The organism is Kistimonas scapharcae (assembly GCF_039540975.1).
GTDB classification, from domain to species: Bacteria; Pseudomonadota; Gammaproteobacteria; order Pseudomonadales; family Endozoicomonadaceae; genus Kistimonas; species Kistimonas scapharcae.
On the sequence record NZ_BAABFL010000449.1, the window covers coordinates 1 to 16,715 of the forward strand.

Sequence of the window (16,715 nt, forward strand, 5' to 3'; positions counted from 1 at the left end):
TATTTTGCCTGAAGAGCACAGGGGACGCTCTCTTCATTCAATTTAGCCTTACTTCTTCAGATCGTTAAGCGGGAGTTAAGGGCTATTGCAGAGGTGAAAAGCGCTATGCCGGGTGTCTTAATAGGCTGGACGCAGGTCAAGGCGGCATCCGTCATGTTACTGAACGTACAGGTTCAGCAATACGATGGTAGACGCCTCGACTGCGGTACTAGCATAAGCGAGATGACAGTACGCTTTTAGTACTCTTGATGCTGCTTAATCATCGTCATTCGTTTGTTTGATAATCATTGTATATGTTGATTCTGTCCCCGTATTGCTGGGTGCTCCTGCATGGGTGTTCAGCGTAGAGTATGCATACGGTGTATTATTGGTTTCGTCAGAAGTGAGGGGGAAATCACCACTCCACTCCGTTTCTTCTTGGTTTTCAGCGCTATCAAGGGGCCCATTGACGCTGTCATAGCCGTTATCATCATCGTCAATGTTGTGATCGAGGCTCTCTGTGGCAAGAGATGAAAACGGGTATGCAGTATCTTCCTGCTGCGTGGCACTGTTTGGCTCAGGAGAATAGTCGGGTGTTCTCTGAGGCCGTTTTGCGTTGGGCTCATCGGTTGTCATGGTGAGTGCTGATACGGTCATGGTACCAGTGATGTCCGGCTTCCGAATAAAGTTACGCCATTCGGTCGGGGTTTGTGTATGGGGGCATGCGATCACGCGATCCCCTTCTTTAATCGTCATGGCACCGCCCAGGTTGTTGATGAGGTGCTCGTTTTCCCACTCCCATTTTTGGTTGGCGGCATGTGTACAGGGGCGAATCGTCAGCGTTTCATGACCTTCACGTGTCAGGCAGCGATCCTGCGCAAGAAAAGATTTGTAGCGGAACTCTGAATCCAGGCCCCAGATCTGGTTTTGATTAAAGTGACAGTCACCGACACCTACCTTGCTACCTGCATCGGTTTTACTGTCTATGACTTCAAGACAAATACCATGTTCACTGCTCTCTTTGTAAGCTTCAATCGAAACAGGGATTTCAGCATTGAAAAAGGTTGCGCCCCAGTTGATATCAAGGTTTTGCTTGAAGCTGTACTTGGTGCCTTTAAAACCCCATGGGGTGTAATGTTGAAACAGGAATGCATATTGCACCCGGCCTCCGAGTGCGACGGCTTTTATCGCACTTTCAAATTCCAGTGTTGAGGTGTCAGTTTTATTCGCGGGTACCTGGAATGTGGCGGAAAATCCGGGTGTGAAGCTTGAATACGACGCTGCAGAAAAGGCGACATCATCATAGAACCAGTCCTGGCACCAGAGTTCGCAGGTGCGGTTGGTACGCCAATGTTGTGCATACTTGCTAAATTCACGGCTCCATATCCAGGCTGCTTTGTCGGTATTCCCGGCCCTCGACAGGTTGATCAGCTCATACTCGTGGTTGTTATAGCTGATTGCACGTTCACTGGTGTAGGTGAAAGACAGGCCCATATTGATGCCAGAAAAACCTAATGGGTTCTGACCGGCAGCACCCGCAGCCATTAAGGCGGGATTTAAAAGGCTTGGACCACCGCTGACACCGACCTGCAAACCAATGGTATGCATGATTTGCGATTCTTTGGGGTGGTTGCTGGGAATGGTGTTGTACAGGTGAACCTCTGGATCATTGGATTGGATGGTGACGTAATAACTGTCAGCCACAGGACCAAACCATGTTTCCCGGTTTGTCCAGCTTTGGAACCAGGTATGTTTGTGGCTTGGCTGATCCGTAAGGTGCCATCCTGCGCCGCCATTGGAGGAAGGATCTACCGTGATCCGGACATATTTGGCGTCATCTGCGCCTCCTGCTGTTGAAGAGACGGAGCGAATAAGGTCTACGGTATAAAACAGCGAGACACTGGCATTTTTGTTACAGGCATCAATCAGTTTATCGTCCCAATACCAGTAGCCAGTCGTACCATTACCATGAAACGTTTCCCCTACCATGCAGGGGAAGTTGGTGTAGCGCAGTTCTACGGGGATAGACACTTCTGGCCGATAGTGGCTGTCACGTTCCTTTGCACGGTATTTTGCGCTTTTTTTCTGCCAGTCTTGCAGCATTGAGACGGTCTCTTCAGAGAGCGCTTCATGATCTATAGAATGGCTGGGTGTTGTGGCGGTATCGTGATCTTCAGGAGAATGCGGTATCAGTTGTTTGTACTCCGAGATACCGTCGCTATTTTTTCTTATCATGATAATCGGGCTGTCAAAGCCGATACCTCCAAGCGTGGCGCTGATTTGTTTTGCGATGCCTTTGTTCTGGTTTTCCGTATTATCGATAATGACGGTCCCCCCTGAAGCCAATGCCTTTTGAATATGGCTCTGATGGTGGGAGGCCAATGATACCGCTGCGTTAATGTATGCAATATTTTGTGGCAATCTTGATGTTTGGGAAACACTTTCACGGTTATTAAGTTTTTTTTGTAGTGCCGAGGCATAGCGTGTCATTGGCCCATACGTTTTTATTGTTGATTCATTTTTGTAAAACGGGCTGGCGTGGTGCTCAGAAAAATCAGAACCCCATGAAGGTGTGCCTAATAGCAGTGGCAGGCTGGCAAAAGATAAGCTGCCTAATGTACAGAGCCGTTTTGGCAAGAGCATATCTATATCCTCATTTAGATGTATTAACACTGATTGGCAGCATGATGCGCCTATTGGTATTAAGGTCTGTGCATTGTTTTCTATTTTATCTAATGCTGTCTCGGTTATTGTCCATTTATCACCGGCATTGAATCCACAAGGTGCGATTTCTCCATTGATAAATACTCATGGAGAATGTGGTTTTATTGGCGCGTATCGGACAGTACTGAATACAATTGTTGTCAGTAGGATGTTGTGTTTCATAATGGTATCTAACGTTTTTAAATAACTTCTTGTATTGATTATTTTTCATATATTCCGAGAACCTCATTGTCGTATATAGAGAACAGACTTTTAAAAGCGTGTATTTATTCACTGGGGATTGTTTGAATACTCAGTGTGTCGGTGCTGTCAGCTTTCCTGAGATAACTTCGCCACTCCACGGCTTCGGAAGTATGCTCGGTGATCCTGATACTCCCATCCGTTCCCGCAGTAAGATACCCTCCCTGTTGGCTGATTAACCAATTACCCTCCCATTCCCATTTCTGGTTGACTGCATGAGAACAACGGCGAACCGTCGCAGTGTCATCCGGTTCTCTGGTCAGGCAGAAGTCGTCCTGTAAGAGTGTTTTGTAGCGGTCTTCAGAATCTACCCCCCAGATCTGATTGCGTCGGAAGTGACAGTCGTAGAGGTTGACACTACCAACGCCTTCATCAATATCGCTTTCCGCAATGTTCAGGCACAATCCACTACCGCTCTCTTCCCTTAATGCTTCAATGGACATTGGAATATCGGAACTAAAGAAAGCGGAACCCCAGTTCACTTCCCACCGTTGTGCGAATTGATGAACAGAACCTTTACGACTCCAGGGCGCATAATGCTGTAAAAGGAACTTATACTGGACGCGACCCGCAAGAGCTACCACATTGGCCGTTCCCGTAAATAAAAAGCTGGAATGGTCATTTTTGTTACCAGGCACCTTGAATGTGGCTGAAAAACCCGGCGCAAAATGTGCGTAAGCGGCTGGAGAAAAGGCATTGTCATTAAAAAATGGGTCGTCGCACCATAACAGGCAGGTACTGTTGGTTCGCCAGCTTTCACTGTATTTATCAAATTCACGGCTCCACAGCCAGGCGGCAGTCGCTGAATCGTTGTCACTGGAGCGATTAATTATGGTGTATTCATGGTTTTTATAGATGACGGCGCGGTCTGTGGTAAACCCTGCGAACAGTCCCGTAGACAAGCCCATGGAAGGACGTGGTATAGCAGGATTGAGCAAACCTTTGGGTATTTTAACCCCGACACCGATTGAAGGCAGTTCGACGACATTGCTGTTCTGGGGTTTGTTGCCCGGTACCGCCTGAAAGAGACGGACTTCCGGATCCCGGGCTGATACCGAGACCGTATAATCTTCGACGATGGGGCCAAACCATTCAATCCGGTTTGTCAGGCTCTCATACCACAGCGACTTATGTGTAGGTAGGTCAGTAAAGTACCAGCCAGCGCCACCCTCGCCCGAAGGGTTTAATGTAATGCGGAGATATTTCGCATCTTCTGTTGAGCCATCTTCACTGGCTACGGATCGAATGAGATCGATGGTGTAAAACAGTGAAACACTGGCTTTTCCGTCACAGGCGTCAACCATCTCATCCGTCCAGCGGGAGACACCGGTGACACTGTTGCCATGGTAGTCCTTTCCCACCATGCATGGAGAACCAACGTTACGAAATTCAACATTGATAGACGTTTCCGGGCGGTAGGTGTTACTGGAGTCCTGGGTGCTCCGCTGGCGGTAGTTTCGGCTTTGTGTATTGTTATCCCAATGCTCCAGCAAGGCATGCGCTTCTTGAGCCAGAGAGTCCATTGCCTGCTCACTGTGTAATGAGACTAAGTCAGGTTTATCTTCAGTATTGGAGATGTCGAGTATTTTGTATTCAGGAGTGTGGTGGTGGCCAAGTCCTGCCAGTAGAACAGGGCTTGCAATACCAATACCGCTAATGGTGGCACTGATTTTTTCAGCACCTTCTGCGCCAGATGTATTGTCAAGAATAACAACAGCACCTTGTAAAAACGCTGAGCGAATGTTCTCCAAAGCATGCTTTGAATGCATCGCTTCTGTATTGATATAAATAAGTGGTCTTGTTGAATAATGGTTATGGTTCTTGGGTTGGTCGGGGATTGTTTGCAATCGTTCCTGCAAGATCATACCAAACCGAGTTAATTCACCATGTTGCTTGATGACCGATTGCGTCGTTTTCATATAAGGCTTATCGGTAGCGATGATGGGTTGAATATATAAACTCAGTATTGCGAGTAGAATGAAGCGACTAGGCTTACCTGTTGGGGTGCCATCTTGCGGCTTGGCTGTCTGTGGTTGCAGCATCAGTCGATACCTGGAGGAGGGTGAATAGGTAAAAGGGCTGTGCAAAAAAAATCTACTGCTTTATTCGATAGTCCTGAAAGGCGGCATATTACTCGTCCATAATTATTTTTATATGAAGACTGTTTTAGGACATCTCGTTTCGTATTGTTTTGTTTGCTTTTTCCATAAAATAAGAGGGTTGCTAATATATGAATAAAAATGGATGTGTTCGTTTTGTCTGAATCTGAAAGAGAGGCAAGGATACGCTGAGGTGTTTGGTAATCCTTTTTATTCATAAGCAGAACCCTTTTAAAGCAGTGTATTTTCATGTCTCGGTTTTTTGGTTCAGAAAAATCTACTGCAAATGAAAGCTTTGTATAAGGCTATAGTGCAATAATTTTCTATTGGCTAGAAGATATTGTTGGGTGTTACATAAAGGTGACAAAAGTAAACTTAATTAATCATAAAGAGTGATTACTACTTATTTTACTGTTGCTCAGAGTAGGATTTGTTCGTTGATTATTTTTATGGGGGCATATTTGTAGTGTTAAATGGGGTAATAAGTACCAAGACCTAAGTTTTCTCAGTGTCTCAGCCCACGCCCTGCGGGCTGTAGCCAACAAAATATGAGTTTATTTATGGCTGGGTACTTAATAAGACGCTGGCGGTAACGTAAGAAAACCATTGCTCAAGATGAGTTCCATTAAAATGGTCAATGGTTTTCTGTCGTTTTGCTGGCCTAGGTTTTTACTGCAGGGTCGACATGCAGGGCATCAGTGCTATGGGGTTGTCGAATGAAACCATGCCAGGCGGTTAACTCCGCAGGGTCCCAGCTGGTATGAAGGCTACCCTCCGGGGATATGCTGAGATAGCCCCCTTGCCTGTTGATCAGGTTGTTTTCAACCCATTTCCATTTTTGTGAAATGCTGCGGTCACAACGTCGTAATGAAAGCGTGTCATCCGGTTCGCGGTTAAGGCAATGATCATAAGCGAGGAAAGAACGCAGGCGTAATTCTGTGTCGAGTCCCCATAGTTGGTTTTGCTGTAGCTGGCATGCGCTGACGTAGGCTGCCTGGTGAGGTTCCCGATTGGTGCTGTGTGCTGTGAGGCATGCTCCATCCGGTGTATTCCTGTGTAAGGCCTCAAGGGAGATGGGGATTTCGGCGGCAAATATCGGCGAGTCCCAGTCAATGGTAAGGTCCTGCGCCAGGTGATAGTCAGTACCCTTACGACTGAACGGAGCATATTTCTGGTAGAAAAACTGGTACTGCACCCTGCCACCGAGGGCGATGGGCTTGATGCTGCTGGTAAAACGGATAGTTGAGTGCCCCGTCTTCTCTGCGGGCACCATGAATGTTGCTGAAAAGCCTGGAATGAAGTGTGCGTAGGCTGCTGGAGAGAATGCGCTGTCAGCAAAAAACCAGTCATCGCACCAAAGTGGGCAGGTATTATTTGTGCGCCAGTGGCTGGCGTATTTAGAGAATTCACGTGTCCAAAGCCAGGCTGCGGTGTTCTGTGTTCCCGTTTTGGCTCGATTAATCACCTCATACTCATGATTTTGATAGGCGATGGAGCGTTTGCTTTCGTAGGTGAATGACTGTTCAGTGCCAATATCCCTGAATTGTGCTGGATGTATACGTTTCTGGCGATGTGGCGATGCGTGTTCCCTGGTTGTCAGTACGGGAGGGGGATTGCTTTGCTGAGTCGCAGTGGTGATTGAATTTATCGGTATTGATCGGCGAAGCAGCTCTTCTTCGTCAATATCCTCCTCTTCATCATCCCTTGCCCCAGGAAATGATTCATCGTCTTCGCCGTGGCAACAGCTGCCTCCTGACTCATGTCCATACGGGTCAAGAGTGACTTTATGCTTTTCGGACTCTTCGTCATCATCCTCACTCATCGGGTCTATGCCCGTACTGCTGCTGGGGCCTGTCCCCTGACTGCTTTGGCCACCACTATCTGAGGAACTACCGTGGCCGCCACAACAGCAAGGGCCACTATCATTTCCCGCAATGCTCGCACCTTGAGGTGCTGCAGCAGGTTGACCGCCGTGAGCGTGTGCTTCGGGCGCAGCCGGGTGAGCTCCGTCATCATCCCCAGCGGCATCGCCATCCTCAGCCGCGTGATGTCCATGATCGCCGCCGCCCTCGCAACACCCTTGCTGTCCTTCATTTTGATCATCATGTAGCGGAAAATCGATTCCAGCGGTCAGGGCAACACCAATTTCAATCTTCGTGGTGTAGGAAATCTCGGAATGTTTGGGGTGATTGGCAGGTACGGCGTGGTACAGGCGTATGTCAGGGTCAAGCGGCTCCAGTGTAACAGCATAACTTTCTGCAACAGGGCCATACCATGTTTCACGGTTTGCCCAGCTTTCAAACCAGGTATGCTTGTGTTGTGGCTGATTGACAAGATGCCAGCCCGCCCCGCCACTGCTGCCAGGATCCATGGTAATCCGGACAATTTTAGCGTTATGGGTTGTCCCTTTGCTTCGTTTTGAACGGATCAGCTCAACAGAATAATTCAGGGAGACACTGGCTTCGTTGTTACAGGCGTCGATCAGCGAGTCGTCCCAGGCAGAATATCCGGTGACATTGTTACCTTCATAGCGGTTGCCAACCAGGCAGGGAAAGCCCAGCTGTCTGATTTCAATGGGGATGGAGAGTTCAGGTTTCCATGACGGGACTTTACCGCCAGGCTTTACTGCAGTGCGATAGTGTGATGATGGTTGCCAGTGCGTTAACATCAGGCGGGTTTCATCGGCCAGTTTCTGCGCTGTCTGGTAGTTTATGTTGGCGGCTGCACCATCATTTGTTGGTGGGGGCAACCACTGCAGGTCTTTGTATTCCGGTGGCTTTCCCGGTTGCTTTCGGATCATGACAATCGTGCCCTTCATGCCCAGACCGCCAATTTTTGCGCTGAGCTGTTGGACATCGGAGGGTGATGAGCTTGTGCCATCCACAATGATAATGGCGCCCGATGTAAGCTGTTGATGGATTGTCTGCCATTCCTCAGGCAACGGTGTGGATAATGCGTTGATATAAGTCAGCGGGGCAGGGAAGTTTTTATCCGTTTGAATGTGCTGTTTTAATCTGCTGCCATACTCTGTCAGTGGGCCGAATGTTAATGCCTGATGAGCGGCATGAATATCTGGGGGATGTAGCCAGGTTAAGCCATTTAACACAATTATCCCCATGAAAAAAATAATGTATTTGGTGATTGGTGTGGAGCTTTTTCGGGTTAACACTATATTTGGCATTCATATTGTCCTGGTTACAGGCTAAAAACCGGTGTTTTATATAATGTTTTGGCATTTAGCGTAGCAGGGACTTAACACTTTTTTAGGAAAAGTCGAATCGGTTACGTATTTATTTTCTGTCTGTTTTCACAGTTTTTTTTCATATTTTTTTATATTCATGTGAATAAGGGGATCGTCCGGATAATAATAAGCGTTTGTGTTCTGAGAGTGGCAGTGCGCTGTTGTTATAATGGACTAATTAGTAATGTGTTGTGTGAATCCTTTGGGGGGATTTTCAATGACCATCTGGACGATTTTCCTTCATCACAATCTGTGCTTAATGTGTCATCGCTGATCATGGAAAGATAACAGCCTTGGCTATTCATTAATCGATCATGATTCCAGTACCATTTCTGATTTTCGGCGTAGGTGCAGGAATGCAGCACGAGTGCATTGTTATCGTTTCTTGTTAGGCACTGTCCGGGAGCGCTGTGCGGCTTAAGGCGAAAACTGTCATCATGACCCCATAATTGGCTGTTCAGGTTGCGACATTTATAGAGATTAACCTGGGAGCCATCATGATAACTGTTCTCCCTGACGTTCAGACATCGGTTCTGATGCTGAATTTTTAAGGTGACAGGGGCTTCAGGATGGAATATCGGAGATCCCCATTTTACGGTCAACAATTGGCTGACAGTCTGGGTGTCGCCACTTTGGCTCCATGGGCTGTATTCCTGAAAGAGAAAGCGGTAATTGACACGTCCTCCCAGGGCGACAGGTTTGACCGTCGCAGAGAAAATAAACGAAGAGGTATTTTGTTTCGATGCAGGCACCATGAATGTTGCGGAGAAGCCGGGTGTGAAATGGGCATAGGCAGCAGGAGAGAATGCACTGTCCTTGAAAAACCAGTCCTGACACCAGAGAGGGCACGTCACATGGCTTCGCCAGTGCTGGCCGGTACGCTGGAAATCCCGGGTCCATACCCACTTTGCCGTGTCAGTCAATCCGGCTTTTGATTGATTAATAACGGCATATTCATAGTTGTTGTATTGAAGGGAACGGATGCTGCTGTAGCTAAAGGCAGACATCAGATCAGTTTGGTGTCGATACAGTCTGCGTTGATAGAGTTTGCTCGTTGCCGGAAGTACGGGGCGCATATCCCCGTATTTAAAACCCTCAGGGTTTTCGGCAAAGGCTGTCAGAATCGCTTCGGAATATTGCGGTGATAAGCCAATGAGCCAATACTCGCGCCGGGAAATATCTTCCAATTGATTGTTTGTACTCTTGTAAACGTTTAAGAGAATGTATTTTAATAAATCTGATTTTTGTGTGTCGGTCAGTACGTCGGTGTCGTTGATGATGTCTCGCCAGGTGTTAAAGAGGCTGTCTACCAGTGTTTTTTCTGGCTTGCCTGGACTTGGATAAATCTGTGAGAGGTTATGGTGATACTCTGATCGCTCTGTATCTGCGATCTCTATTACGGGAACTGGGTGTGGATAACTGATTGTACTGGGTTCAGAGGCACTGGGTTCAGGTATTGGTGTAGCCAGTGAGAAGGAAGGACGACTATTGCTGTCAAATAGAAAGTCGTGAGGGTTTTGATTAAAAGCCTGCAATATCTCCGGATACCTGTCCTTTCTCCGGCCAAAGAACCAGTATTCCCGCCTGTTTTGATTGTCTTGGGGGTTACCGCTGTCCAGATGCATTTCTTCAAAAATCCGGTCATACAATTGTTGTTTTTGCGGTTGGCTGAGTAGATCAGACTGATTTATGATTTTATCCCAGTCTTGCAGGATTATTTTTGCATAAATGAGGGGCGGTGAATCCGTTGGGAAAGAGGGACGACTCTTGCTATCAAACATAAATCCAAGGGGGTTTTGGGTAAAAGCCTGCAATATCGTCGGATAACGGTCCTCTTTCCTGCCAAGCAGCCAGTATACGCGCCTGTTTACATTTTCTAAGGGGTTGCCTCTGTCTTGGGTCACTTCTTCTATAATCCGCACATACAATTGTATTTTTTGTTGTTCTTTAAGGACGTCAGACTGGTCAATGATTTTCTTCCAGTCTTGAAGAATTGTTTTTGTATCAAGGGGATCCGGGGTACCGGGTTCTGATATGTGGCTCGGTTCTTGAGTATGCAGAGCGGGGTGAGTGCTGTCATGTGCTTCATAGCTCGCTGCGGCTGGCTCTCGTTGTGGTAGATAGCCTCCATCATGGGAGGGGCCAGCTGTTTCGCCTATGACAGTGGCGTCGTTGGGATCATGGTCACTTTCAACGTCCTCCAATAACGCAATGTCAGGTTCCGGGGCAGTATAAAACGATGCGCTATCATCGACGCTCGAACCATCGTTATCAGGTTCATTCTCATCTGCAGGCATTTCCTCATGGTCAAGGTTCTCTTGATCCTGGTCTGCCAGTGCCGGATGCTGAAAAATCACCTGTCCCATAACACCAACCTGAAGGCTTGAACGATGGGTAATCCGGGTTTCTCGAGGCTGGTTGTCGGGTATTGCATTATATAAGTGAACATCGGGATCAAGGCTGTGTATGGCAATTTGATAGTGATCGGCTATTGGACCAAACCAGGTTTCACGATTAGCCCAGCTTTCGAACCAGGTATGTTTGTGTGTTGGCGTGTTCACCAAATGCCAGCCCGTGCCACCGCTGTTTTCCGGATCAATAGTGATTCGCAGGTATTTGAGATCCTGGGTGCCGGCAGTGTGTGTGGGTATGGAGCGGATCAGGTCGACGGTATAGTTCAAGGATAAGCTGGCGGACCGGTTGCAGGCGTCTGTCTTGCCCTCAGTCCATTCGGGTTCGTTACTCTGGCGACTTTCAAATTTGCTGCCAACCATGCAGGAGAGGTTAATATAGCGTTGTTCGATTGATATCGTGGCTTCAGGGCGCCAGCGACTTTTGGCAAGTCGGGCGGATCGTGCATGGTGCTGGGCTGGGCGCCACGTGCTCAGAAGACGATAGCTTTCGTTTGCCAGTCTGTTCAGTGCTTGAGGATTTAATTCGAGGACAGTATCAGGAATAACAATATGCTTGTATTCAGGAAAGGCCCCTTTTTGTGGGCGTATCATTATTACGGGCGATGACAGGCCAACGCCTCCTATGGCGATGCTGGTTGCTTGGATGGTTTCTGGCGTACTGTCTGTGCCATCCAGGATAATGATGTGAGAAGTATTGAGTAATTGTCGTATTTCTCGTTTTTGTTGCTCTGTTAATGATGAGGCTGCGTTGATATAAATCAGCTGGAAAGGCAATCCATTGTACGGGGTTTTGTTTTTTATTTGCTCTTTTAGCCTTTGACCCAAACGGCTCAGGTTGCCGTGTTGTATTATCATTTCCTCGAATGGAATATTGTTGTGAATGGAGGCTGTGATGTTGATTGATGGAAGTAATAGTGATGCTAAAAGTGTTTTTTTATAGCGTGTTTTTTTCTTTGGTTTTTGTCTTTTAATACAACTAGGTGGCATGTGACGTCCTTACACTTGCGAGTAAATAATGCTTGTAGACACGTTTGGCTTATTGATAGTAGATGAATAAGAAAATAATTCTTAAATATTGCATTTTGTATCAGTGAGGTTAAAAAACCACGGAAATAGGTTGAGGCTTGGAGGGGGCGTCAGCTTATTTTTTGTCGCCGCCCAGTAGTTGATTCAATTTGTCTTTGAGTTGACGGCGAAGAACGGCTTCAATGCGAATCATCTCTTCGTCAATAATTTCCTGAATCAGCAATTCTCCAGCCTGTTCTAAAGTGGCTTTTAACTGATCAGGTGACTGCTGTGTGGGTAGCTGTTGCGTGTCATCAGGCATTTCAGCGGTATTGTCGACCTGATCGAGCAACAGAGGAATATCCTCCTCATCATCATCCATGGCAATATCAAACAGGATAGGAATCTCATCCATGTTGGCTTCGTCTGAGATACTGTCTTCCTGGTTATTATGCATACCGGGCGTGCCCAGAAAGTCCTTTAGGGTTTCCAGTTCGCCCAGAAGTTCAGCAGTGTTTTTTTCTGTTGGGTGGTTTTCGGACATGGCTCAGTGCCTGTTTCTCAGATCACGGGTATTCGGTGGGAAACCCAGTTCCCTGTATTCACGGTAGTGCTCGCGGGTGGTTGCCAGCACCTCGGGAGACTGTATCACAATCTCGCTGATGCGGCTGAATCGAGTGCATTGTGCGGGTATGGCTTTCGCCAGGTTGATCAGCACATCGTTATGCTGTTCCAGTGACTCGGTCTGCCAGTCAATGGTGACGGGCGTATCTTTGAGGCTGTCATCGTTTTGGAGACGGTGCGGAATGAAGCTGTCTTCCCGGAATTGCCAGAGCAGTTGATCCAGCAGGCGGGCTTCGTCCTGGCTTTCTGCATGGATATGGATCCGGTGTCCCTTGTGCCAGGCTTTTTCCACCAGGCGACAGGCAAACTGGTGGCGGTCATCAGGCTGGTTGCCCGGAAGGATGTAGAAGTCAACGTGTGACATGAAAACAGGCCAGAGTGGTTCAGAGCAATAATGTTACACGGGTAAGGGCGGCAGGCACAGGGGGGCCTGCCGCGCGCTGGCCTTATTTCTTGCGTGTTGCCTTTTTAGCCGGCGCTTTCTTGGCAGCAGGCTTCTTGGTCGTGGTTTTCGGCGCTGGAGCCGGTTTTGCACTGCCATCCCGTGCAATCTGGTCCAGGAGGTACTGGATCAGCAGCGGGACCGGACGACCGGTTGCCCCTTTCTCTTTGCCGCTCTTCCAGGCCGTACCGGCAATATCCAGATGCGCCCAGGCGAATGCCTTGGCGTAACGGGCCAGGAAACAGCCTGCGGTGATGGTGCCGGCAGCACGGCCGCCGATGTTGGCCATGTCGGCAAAGTTGCTGTCGAGCAGCTGGTCGTAACTTTCATCCATCGGCATGCGCCAGGCCGGGTCTTCTGCCATACGGCTCGCCGCAAGCAGTTGCCCGGCCAGTTCATCATTGTTACTGAGCAGGCCACTCATGTGGTTGCCCAGGGCGATGATGCAGGCGCCGGTCAGGGTGGCGATATCCACAACAGCGCGTGGCTTGAAGCGTTCGGCGTAGGTCAGGGCATCACAGAGCACCAGCCGGCCTTCGGCGTCAGTGTTCAGGATCTCGATGGTCTGGCCGGACATGGAGGTAACGATGTCACCGGGCTTGCTGGCGTGACCGGAGGGCATGTTCTCAGCGCTGGCAATCATGCCCACTACGTTGATCGGCAGCTTCAGGGTAACGATAGTATGCATGGCTCCAAGAACGGACGCGGCGCCGCACATATCAAACTTCATCTCATCCATGCTTTCGCCGGGCTTGAGGCTGATGCCGCCGGTATCAAAGGTAATGCCCTTACCCAACAGGACGACCGGTTGATCACCGCGCTTGCCTCCCTTGTACTCCATGGTGATCAGCTTGCCTTCCTCGGCAGAGCCCTTGGAAACGGACAGGAAGGAACCCATGCCCAGCTTTTCCATGTCCTTTTCGCCCAGCACCTTGGTAGTGAGTTTGGTGTGCTTGCGGGCGAGTTCTTCGGCTTCTTTCGCCAAGTAGCTGGGCGTGCATTCATTGCCGGGCAGGTTGCCCAAGTCACGCGCCTGGTTCATACCATAGCCAATGGCGCGGCCGGTGGCTGCAGCGGTTTCCAGTTCGGCGACTCCCTTGCGGGCTGTGAGCTGTAGGGTCACTGTGTCCAGTGCAACGGCTTTGTCGTCTTTCTTGCTCTTGAACTGTTCAAAGCGGTAGCTGGAATGTTCCAGCATCTGGCCCAGAAGGCTGGCTGCCCAGGTCGGTGTGCGGTCTTCCGGTTCCAGACCGTCCAGGCTGATCACGGCGTTGCTGACGGATGCACTGTTAACCGCGCCGACAATACCGGCAATCACTTTAGTCGCAGTTTTCGCTGTCAGTGCCTCCTTGCCGGCAGCCGCGAGGATCACCCGTTCCGCCTGAATACCTTGGATGCTTGGAATCAGGAGTGTCTGCCCGGGCTTCTGCTTCAGGTCGCCTCGCTTGAGCAGGTCGCTCAGCAGGCCACCGGCAGCTTTATCAACAGCGGTGAAGGCCGCGTTCTGCTGTGCCTCGGCGGCCAGAATCACCAGACACTGGGTGCGTTGCTTGTCAGCAGCACCATTCTTCACTGAAATTTCCATAATCACTCCGAGACAAACACGGTTGTTTTAGCGATAATGCGCGGTTTCTTGCCGATGTGAACGGGTTCTGTAACCGGCGGTAAGCAGCGACTCCTGATTCATAATGGAGGCGTTGCAGGGGTATGGGGAGTTTACGTCATATCTGTGCGTTATATACAGTCCTGCGACAACTGAACAGTATCGGGATTCAGCCTTGATCGTATTTCGCTATCTTGCCAAAGAACTTCTTCATAGCTGGCTGGCTATCAGTGGCATTTTGCTGCTGATTATTGTCAGCGGGCGTTTTATCAAATACCTCGAACAGGCGGCGGTCGGTGAAATCAAGGCCGAGTTTCTGTTCGCCATCATGGGGTACCGGATGCCCGGTTTCCTGGAAATGATCATGCCGCTGGCTTTGTTCATCGCCATCCTGCTGGCCTATGGCCGTCTGTATGTGGACAGTGAGATGACGGTGCTGGAAGCCTGCGGCATGAGCCAGAACCGGCTGCTGGGCTACACCATGGCGCCGGCCCTGCTGGTGGCGCTGGTGGTGGGACTGTTCAGCATCTGGCTGACGCCGGCCGGTACCGCCCAGGTGGAAAACATCCTGAACCGCCAGAACAGCATGACCGAGTTCGATAACCTGACGCCTGGCCGTTTCCAGATGCTCGATGGCGGGGATCGTACGACATATGTCGAAGAACTGCTGGATGACAAGTCGGTCATGAGCCATGTGTTCATTGCCCAGCGGTCAGAAAAAGGCGCCGAGGATGGCATGACCATGCTGCTGGCGGAGCAGGGGCGCCTGCATCCGGATGAAAAAAGTGGCAAGCGCTACCTGATGCTGTCAGACGGCTATCGCTACGATCTGGTGCCGGGGCAGCCCCAGGCGCGCATCATGAAATACGAGACTTATGGTGTGCAGATGCAGGATCGCGACGTCAGTGCCCGCGCCAGTAAGGAGAGTGTGCAGCCGACATCCGCTCTGTTGAGCCACGATACCAATGCCAGCAAGGCCGAGCTGCAGTGGCGTATCTCACTGCCGCTTCTGGCGCCGGTGATTGTGCTGATGGCGCTGCCGCTGGCGCGGGTGAATCCGCGCCAGGGACGGTTTATGAAACTGCTTCCAGGGGTGCTGCTCTATCTCCTGTACCTGGCGTTGCTGATCGCCGCCCGCGGTGCGGTTGAGGATGGCAACCTGTCGCCGGCCATTGGCGTCTGGGGCGTGCATGCCGTATTCCTTGCCATCGCGGTGGTGATGTTTTACTGGGGTCGTCTGACCCACTGGCTGTCCAGCAGGGGGCGTTGAAAATCATGAAAAAGCTGGATCGCTACATTGGGCTCAACGTCCTCGGGGCCATGCTGGTTGTGCTGGTGGTTGTGGTATTCCTGAACAGCCTGTTTGCCTTCCTGGACCAGCTGGGCAGCATGCGGGCCAACTACCAGTTGCCGCAAGTCTTGAAATACATGCTGTTGACCACGCCGAAACGGATCTATGAGGTGATTCCTGTCTCCGCCCTGATCGGCTGCCTGGCGGGTCTTGGCAGCATGGCCGGACACAGTGAGCTGGTAGTCATGCGGGCTGCCGGTGTGTCTCTCAGTAGGATCGGCTGGGCGGTGATGAAACCGGCGCTGGTGATGATCGTTGCCGGCATGCTGATTGGTGAATATCTCACGCCGGTGGCGGAACAGATGGCGCTGACCCAGCGCAAGATCGAGCGTTCCGCCGATGGTCGCTACAGTGACGAGGGGGTATGGCACCGGGAAGGCAACAGCTATATGTTCTTCAATGCCGTACAGCCCAATGGGGTTTTGTATGGCGTCAGCCGTTTTGAGTTTGACGACCAGAACCGTCTGGTGGAAAGCAGTTATGCGGATCGTGCCCTGTACCAGGGGAAACACTGGGTTCTGGAAGATGTGAAGAACAGCCATTATCAGGGTAACAAGGTCACAACGACCACGAACCTGACCGAAGACTGGCATACCGAACTGACGACAACCCTGCTGAAAGTGGTCGTGGTGAAGCCGGATGACCTCTCCATTGAAGGTTTGATGACCTACGTGGATTACCTGCGTGACCAGGGGCTGGAAAGCGGCGAATATGACCTCGCATTCTGGAAGAAAGTGCTGCAGCCGTTATCTATCTTTGTCTTGGTATTGATCGGGATGTCGTTCGTGTTCGGGCCGCTTCGCTCGGTCAGCATGGGCCTGCGCTTGTTTACCGGCGTGGTGACGGGGGTTGTCTTTATGATCCTGCAGAACCTGATGGGACCGGCCAGCCTGGTGTTTGGCTTTTCACCGCTGGTGGCGGTGTTGCTGCCGATTGTGATCTGCTTCGGGATTGGCGTGGTACTGTTGCGGCGGGCGGCTTAACGATGCGCGG

10 protein-coding genes are annotated in these 16,715 nt (G+C 50.1%); 2 read left to right on the forward strand and 8 right to left on the reverse strand.

Annotated features, from left to right (window positions below; translation table 11 throughout):
• Window positions 1–255 precede the first annotated feature (255 nt).
• The 8 genes from ABD892_RS19385 to ABD892_RS19420 form a co-directional block, all read right to left on the reverse strand.
• Window positions 256–2,361: a leukocidin family pore-forming toxin gene (locus tag ABD892_RS19385; protein ID WP_345197705.1), complete on the reverse strand. Its 2,106-nt coding sequence runs from the start codon at window positions 2,359–2,361 to the stop codon at window positions 256–258.
• A 608-nt stretch (window positions 2,362–2,969) separates the two neighbouring features.
• Window positions 2,970–4,985 (reverse strand): leukocidin family pore-forming toxin, encoded by a 2,016-nt coding sequence (locus tag ABD892_RS19390; RefSeq protein ID WP_345197706.1) that lies wholly within the window; start codon window positions 4,983–4,985, stop codon window positions 2,970–2,972.
• Window positions 4,985–5,260, reverse strand: coding sequence for a hypothetical protein (locus ABD892_RS19395; RefSeq protein ID WP_345197707.1), 276 nt, complete (start codon window positions 5,258–5,260; stop codon window positions 4,985–4,987). The genes ABD892_RS19390 and ABD892_RS19395 overlap by 1 nt, the downstream gene beginning before the upstream one ends.
• Window positions 5,261–5,703: 443 nt before the next feature.
• Entirely contained in the window at window positions 5,704–8,223 is a 2,520-nt protein-coding gene (locus tag ABD892_RS19400) for a hypothetical protein (protein WP_345197708.1), read from the reverse strand.
• 224 nt (window positions 8,224–8,447) lie between these two features.
• A complete protein-coding gene (locus tag ABD892_RS19405) occupies window positions 8,448–11,684 on the reverse strand; it encodes a ricin-type beta-trefoil lectin domain protein (protein WP_345197709.1) in 3,237 nt (1,078 codons plus the stop codon).
• A 154-nt stretch (window positions 11,685–11,838) separates the two neighbouring features.
• Window positions 11,839–12,246 carry a hypothetical protein gene (locus ABD892_RS19410; protein ID WP_345197710.1) on the reverse strand — a complete coding sequence of 136 codons (408 nt, stop codon included), beginning with the start codon at window positions 12,244–12,246 and terminating at the stop codon, window positions 11,839–11,841.
• Between the two features lie 3 nt (window positions 12,247–12,249).
• Window positions 12,250–12,690, reverse strand: a complete 441-nt coding sequence (locus ABD892_RS19415) for a DNA polymerase III subunit chi (protein WP_345197711.1) — start codon at window positions 12,688–12,690, stop codon at window positions 12,250–12,252.
• Window positions 12,691–12,772: 82 nt separating this feature from the next.
• Window positions 12,773–14,353: a leucyl aminopeptidase gene (locus ABD892_RS19420; RefSeq protein ID WP_345197712.1), complete on the reverse strand. Its 1,581-nt coding sequence runs from the start codon at window positions 14,351–14,353 to the stop codon at window positions 12,773–12,775.
• 193 nt (window positions 14,354–14,546) lie between these two features.
• On the opposite strand from ABD892_RS19420, the gene lptF reads away from it, so the two are divergent.
• Window positions 14,547–15,641 carry an LPS export ABC transporter permease LptF gene (gene lptF / locus ABD892_RS19425; protein ID WP_345197713.1) on the forward strand — a complete coding sequence of 365 codons (1,095 nt, stop codon included), beginning with the start codon at window positions 14,547–14,549 and terminating at the stop codon, window positions 15,639–15,641.
• Window positions 15,642–15,646: 5 nt separating this feature from the next.
• Window positions 15,647–16,705, forward strand: a complete 1,059-nt coding sequence (gene lptG / locus ABD892_RS19430; protein ID WP_345197714.1) for an LPS export ABC transporter permease LptG — start codon at window positions 15,647–15,649, stop codon at window positions 16,703–16,705.
• The last annotated feature ends 10 nt before the right edge of the window (window positions 16,706–16,715 follow it).

Excerpts from the sequence above, each read along its gene's own strand:
- ABD892_RS19390 (WP_345197706.1), bottom strand. The coding sequence starts at position 4,985 with ATGCTGCAACCACAGACAGCCAAGCCGCAAGATGGCACCCCAACAGGT.
- ABD892_RS19395 (WP_345197707.1), bottom strand. The coding sequence starts at position 5,260 with ATGAATAAAAAGGATTACCAAACACCTCAGCGTATCCTTGCCTCTCTT.
- ABD892_RS19400 (WP_345197708.1), bottom strand. The coding sequence starts at position 8,223 with ATGCCAAATATAGTGTTAACCCGAAAAAGCTCCACACCAATCACCAAA.
- ABD892_RS19405 (WP_345197709.1), bottom strand. The coding sequence starts at position 11,684 with ATGCCACCTAGTTGTATTAAAAGACAAAAACCAAAGAAAAAAACACGC.
- ABD892_RS19410 (WP_345197710.1), bottom strand. The coding sequence starts at position 12,246 with ATGTCCGAAAACCACCCAACAGAAAAAAACACTGCTGAACTTCTGGGC.
- ABD892_RS19415 (WP_345197711.1), bottom strand. The coding sequence starts at position 12,690 with ATGTCACACGTTGACTTCTACATCCTTCCGGGCAACCAGCCTGATGAC.
- ABD892_RS19420 (WP_345197712.1), bottom strand. The coding sequence starts at position 14,353 with ATGGAAATTTCAGTGAAGAATGGTGCTGCTGACAAGCAACGCACCCAG.
- lptG (WP_345197714.1), top strand. The coding sequence starts at position 15,647 with ATGAAAAAGCTGGATCGCTACATTGGGCTCAACGTCCTCGGGGCCATG.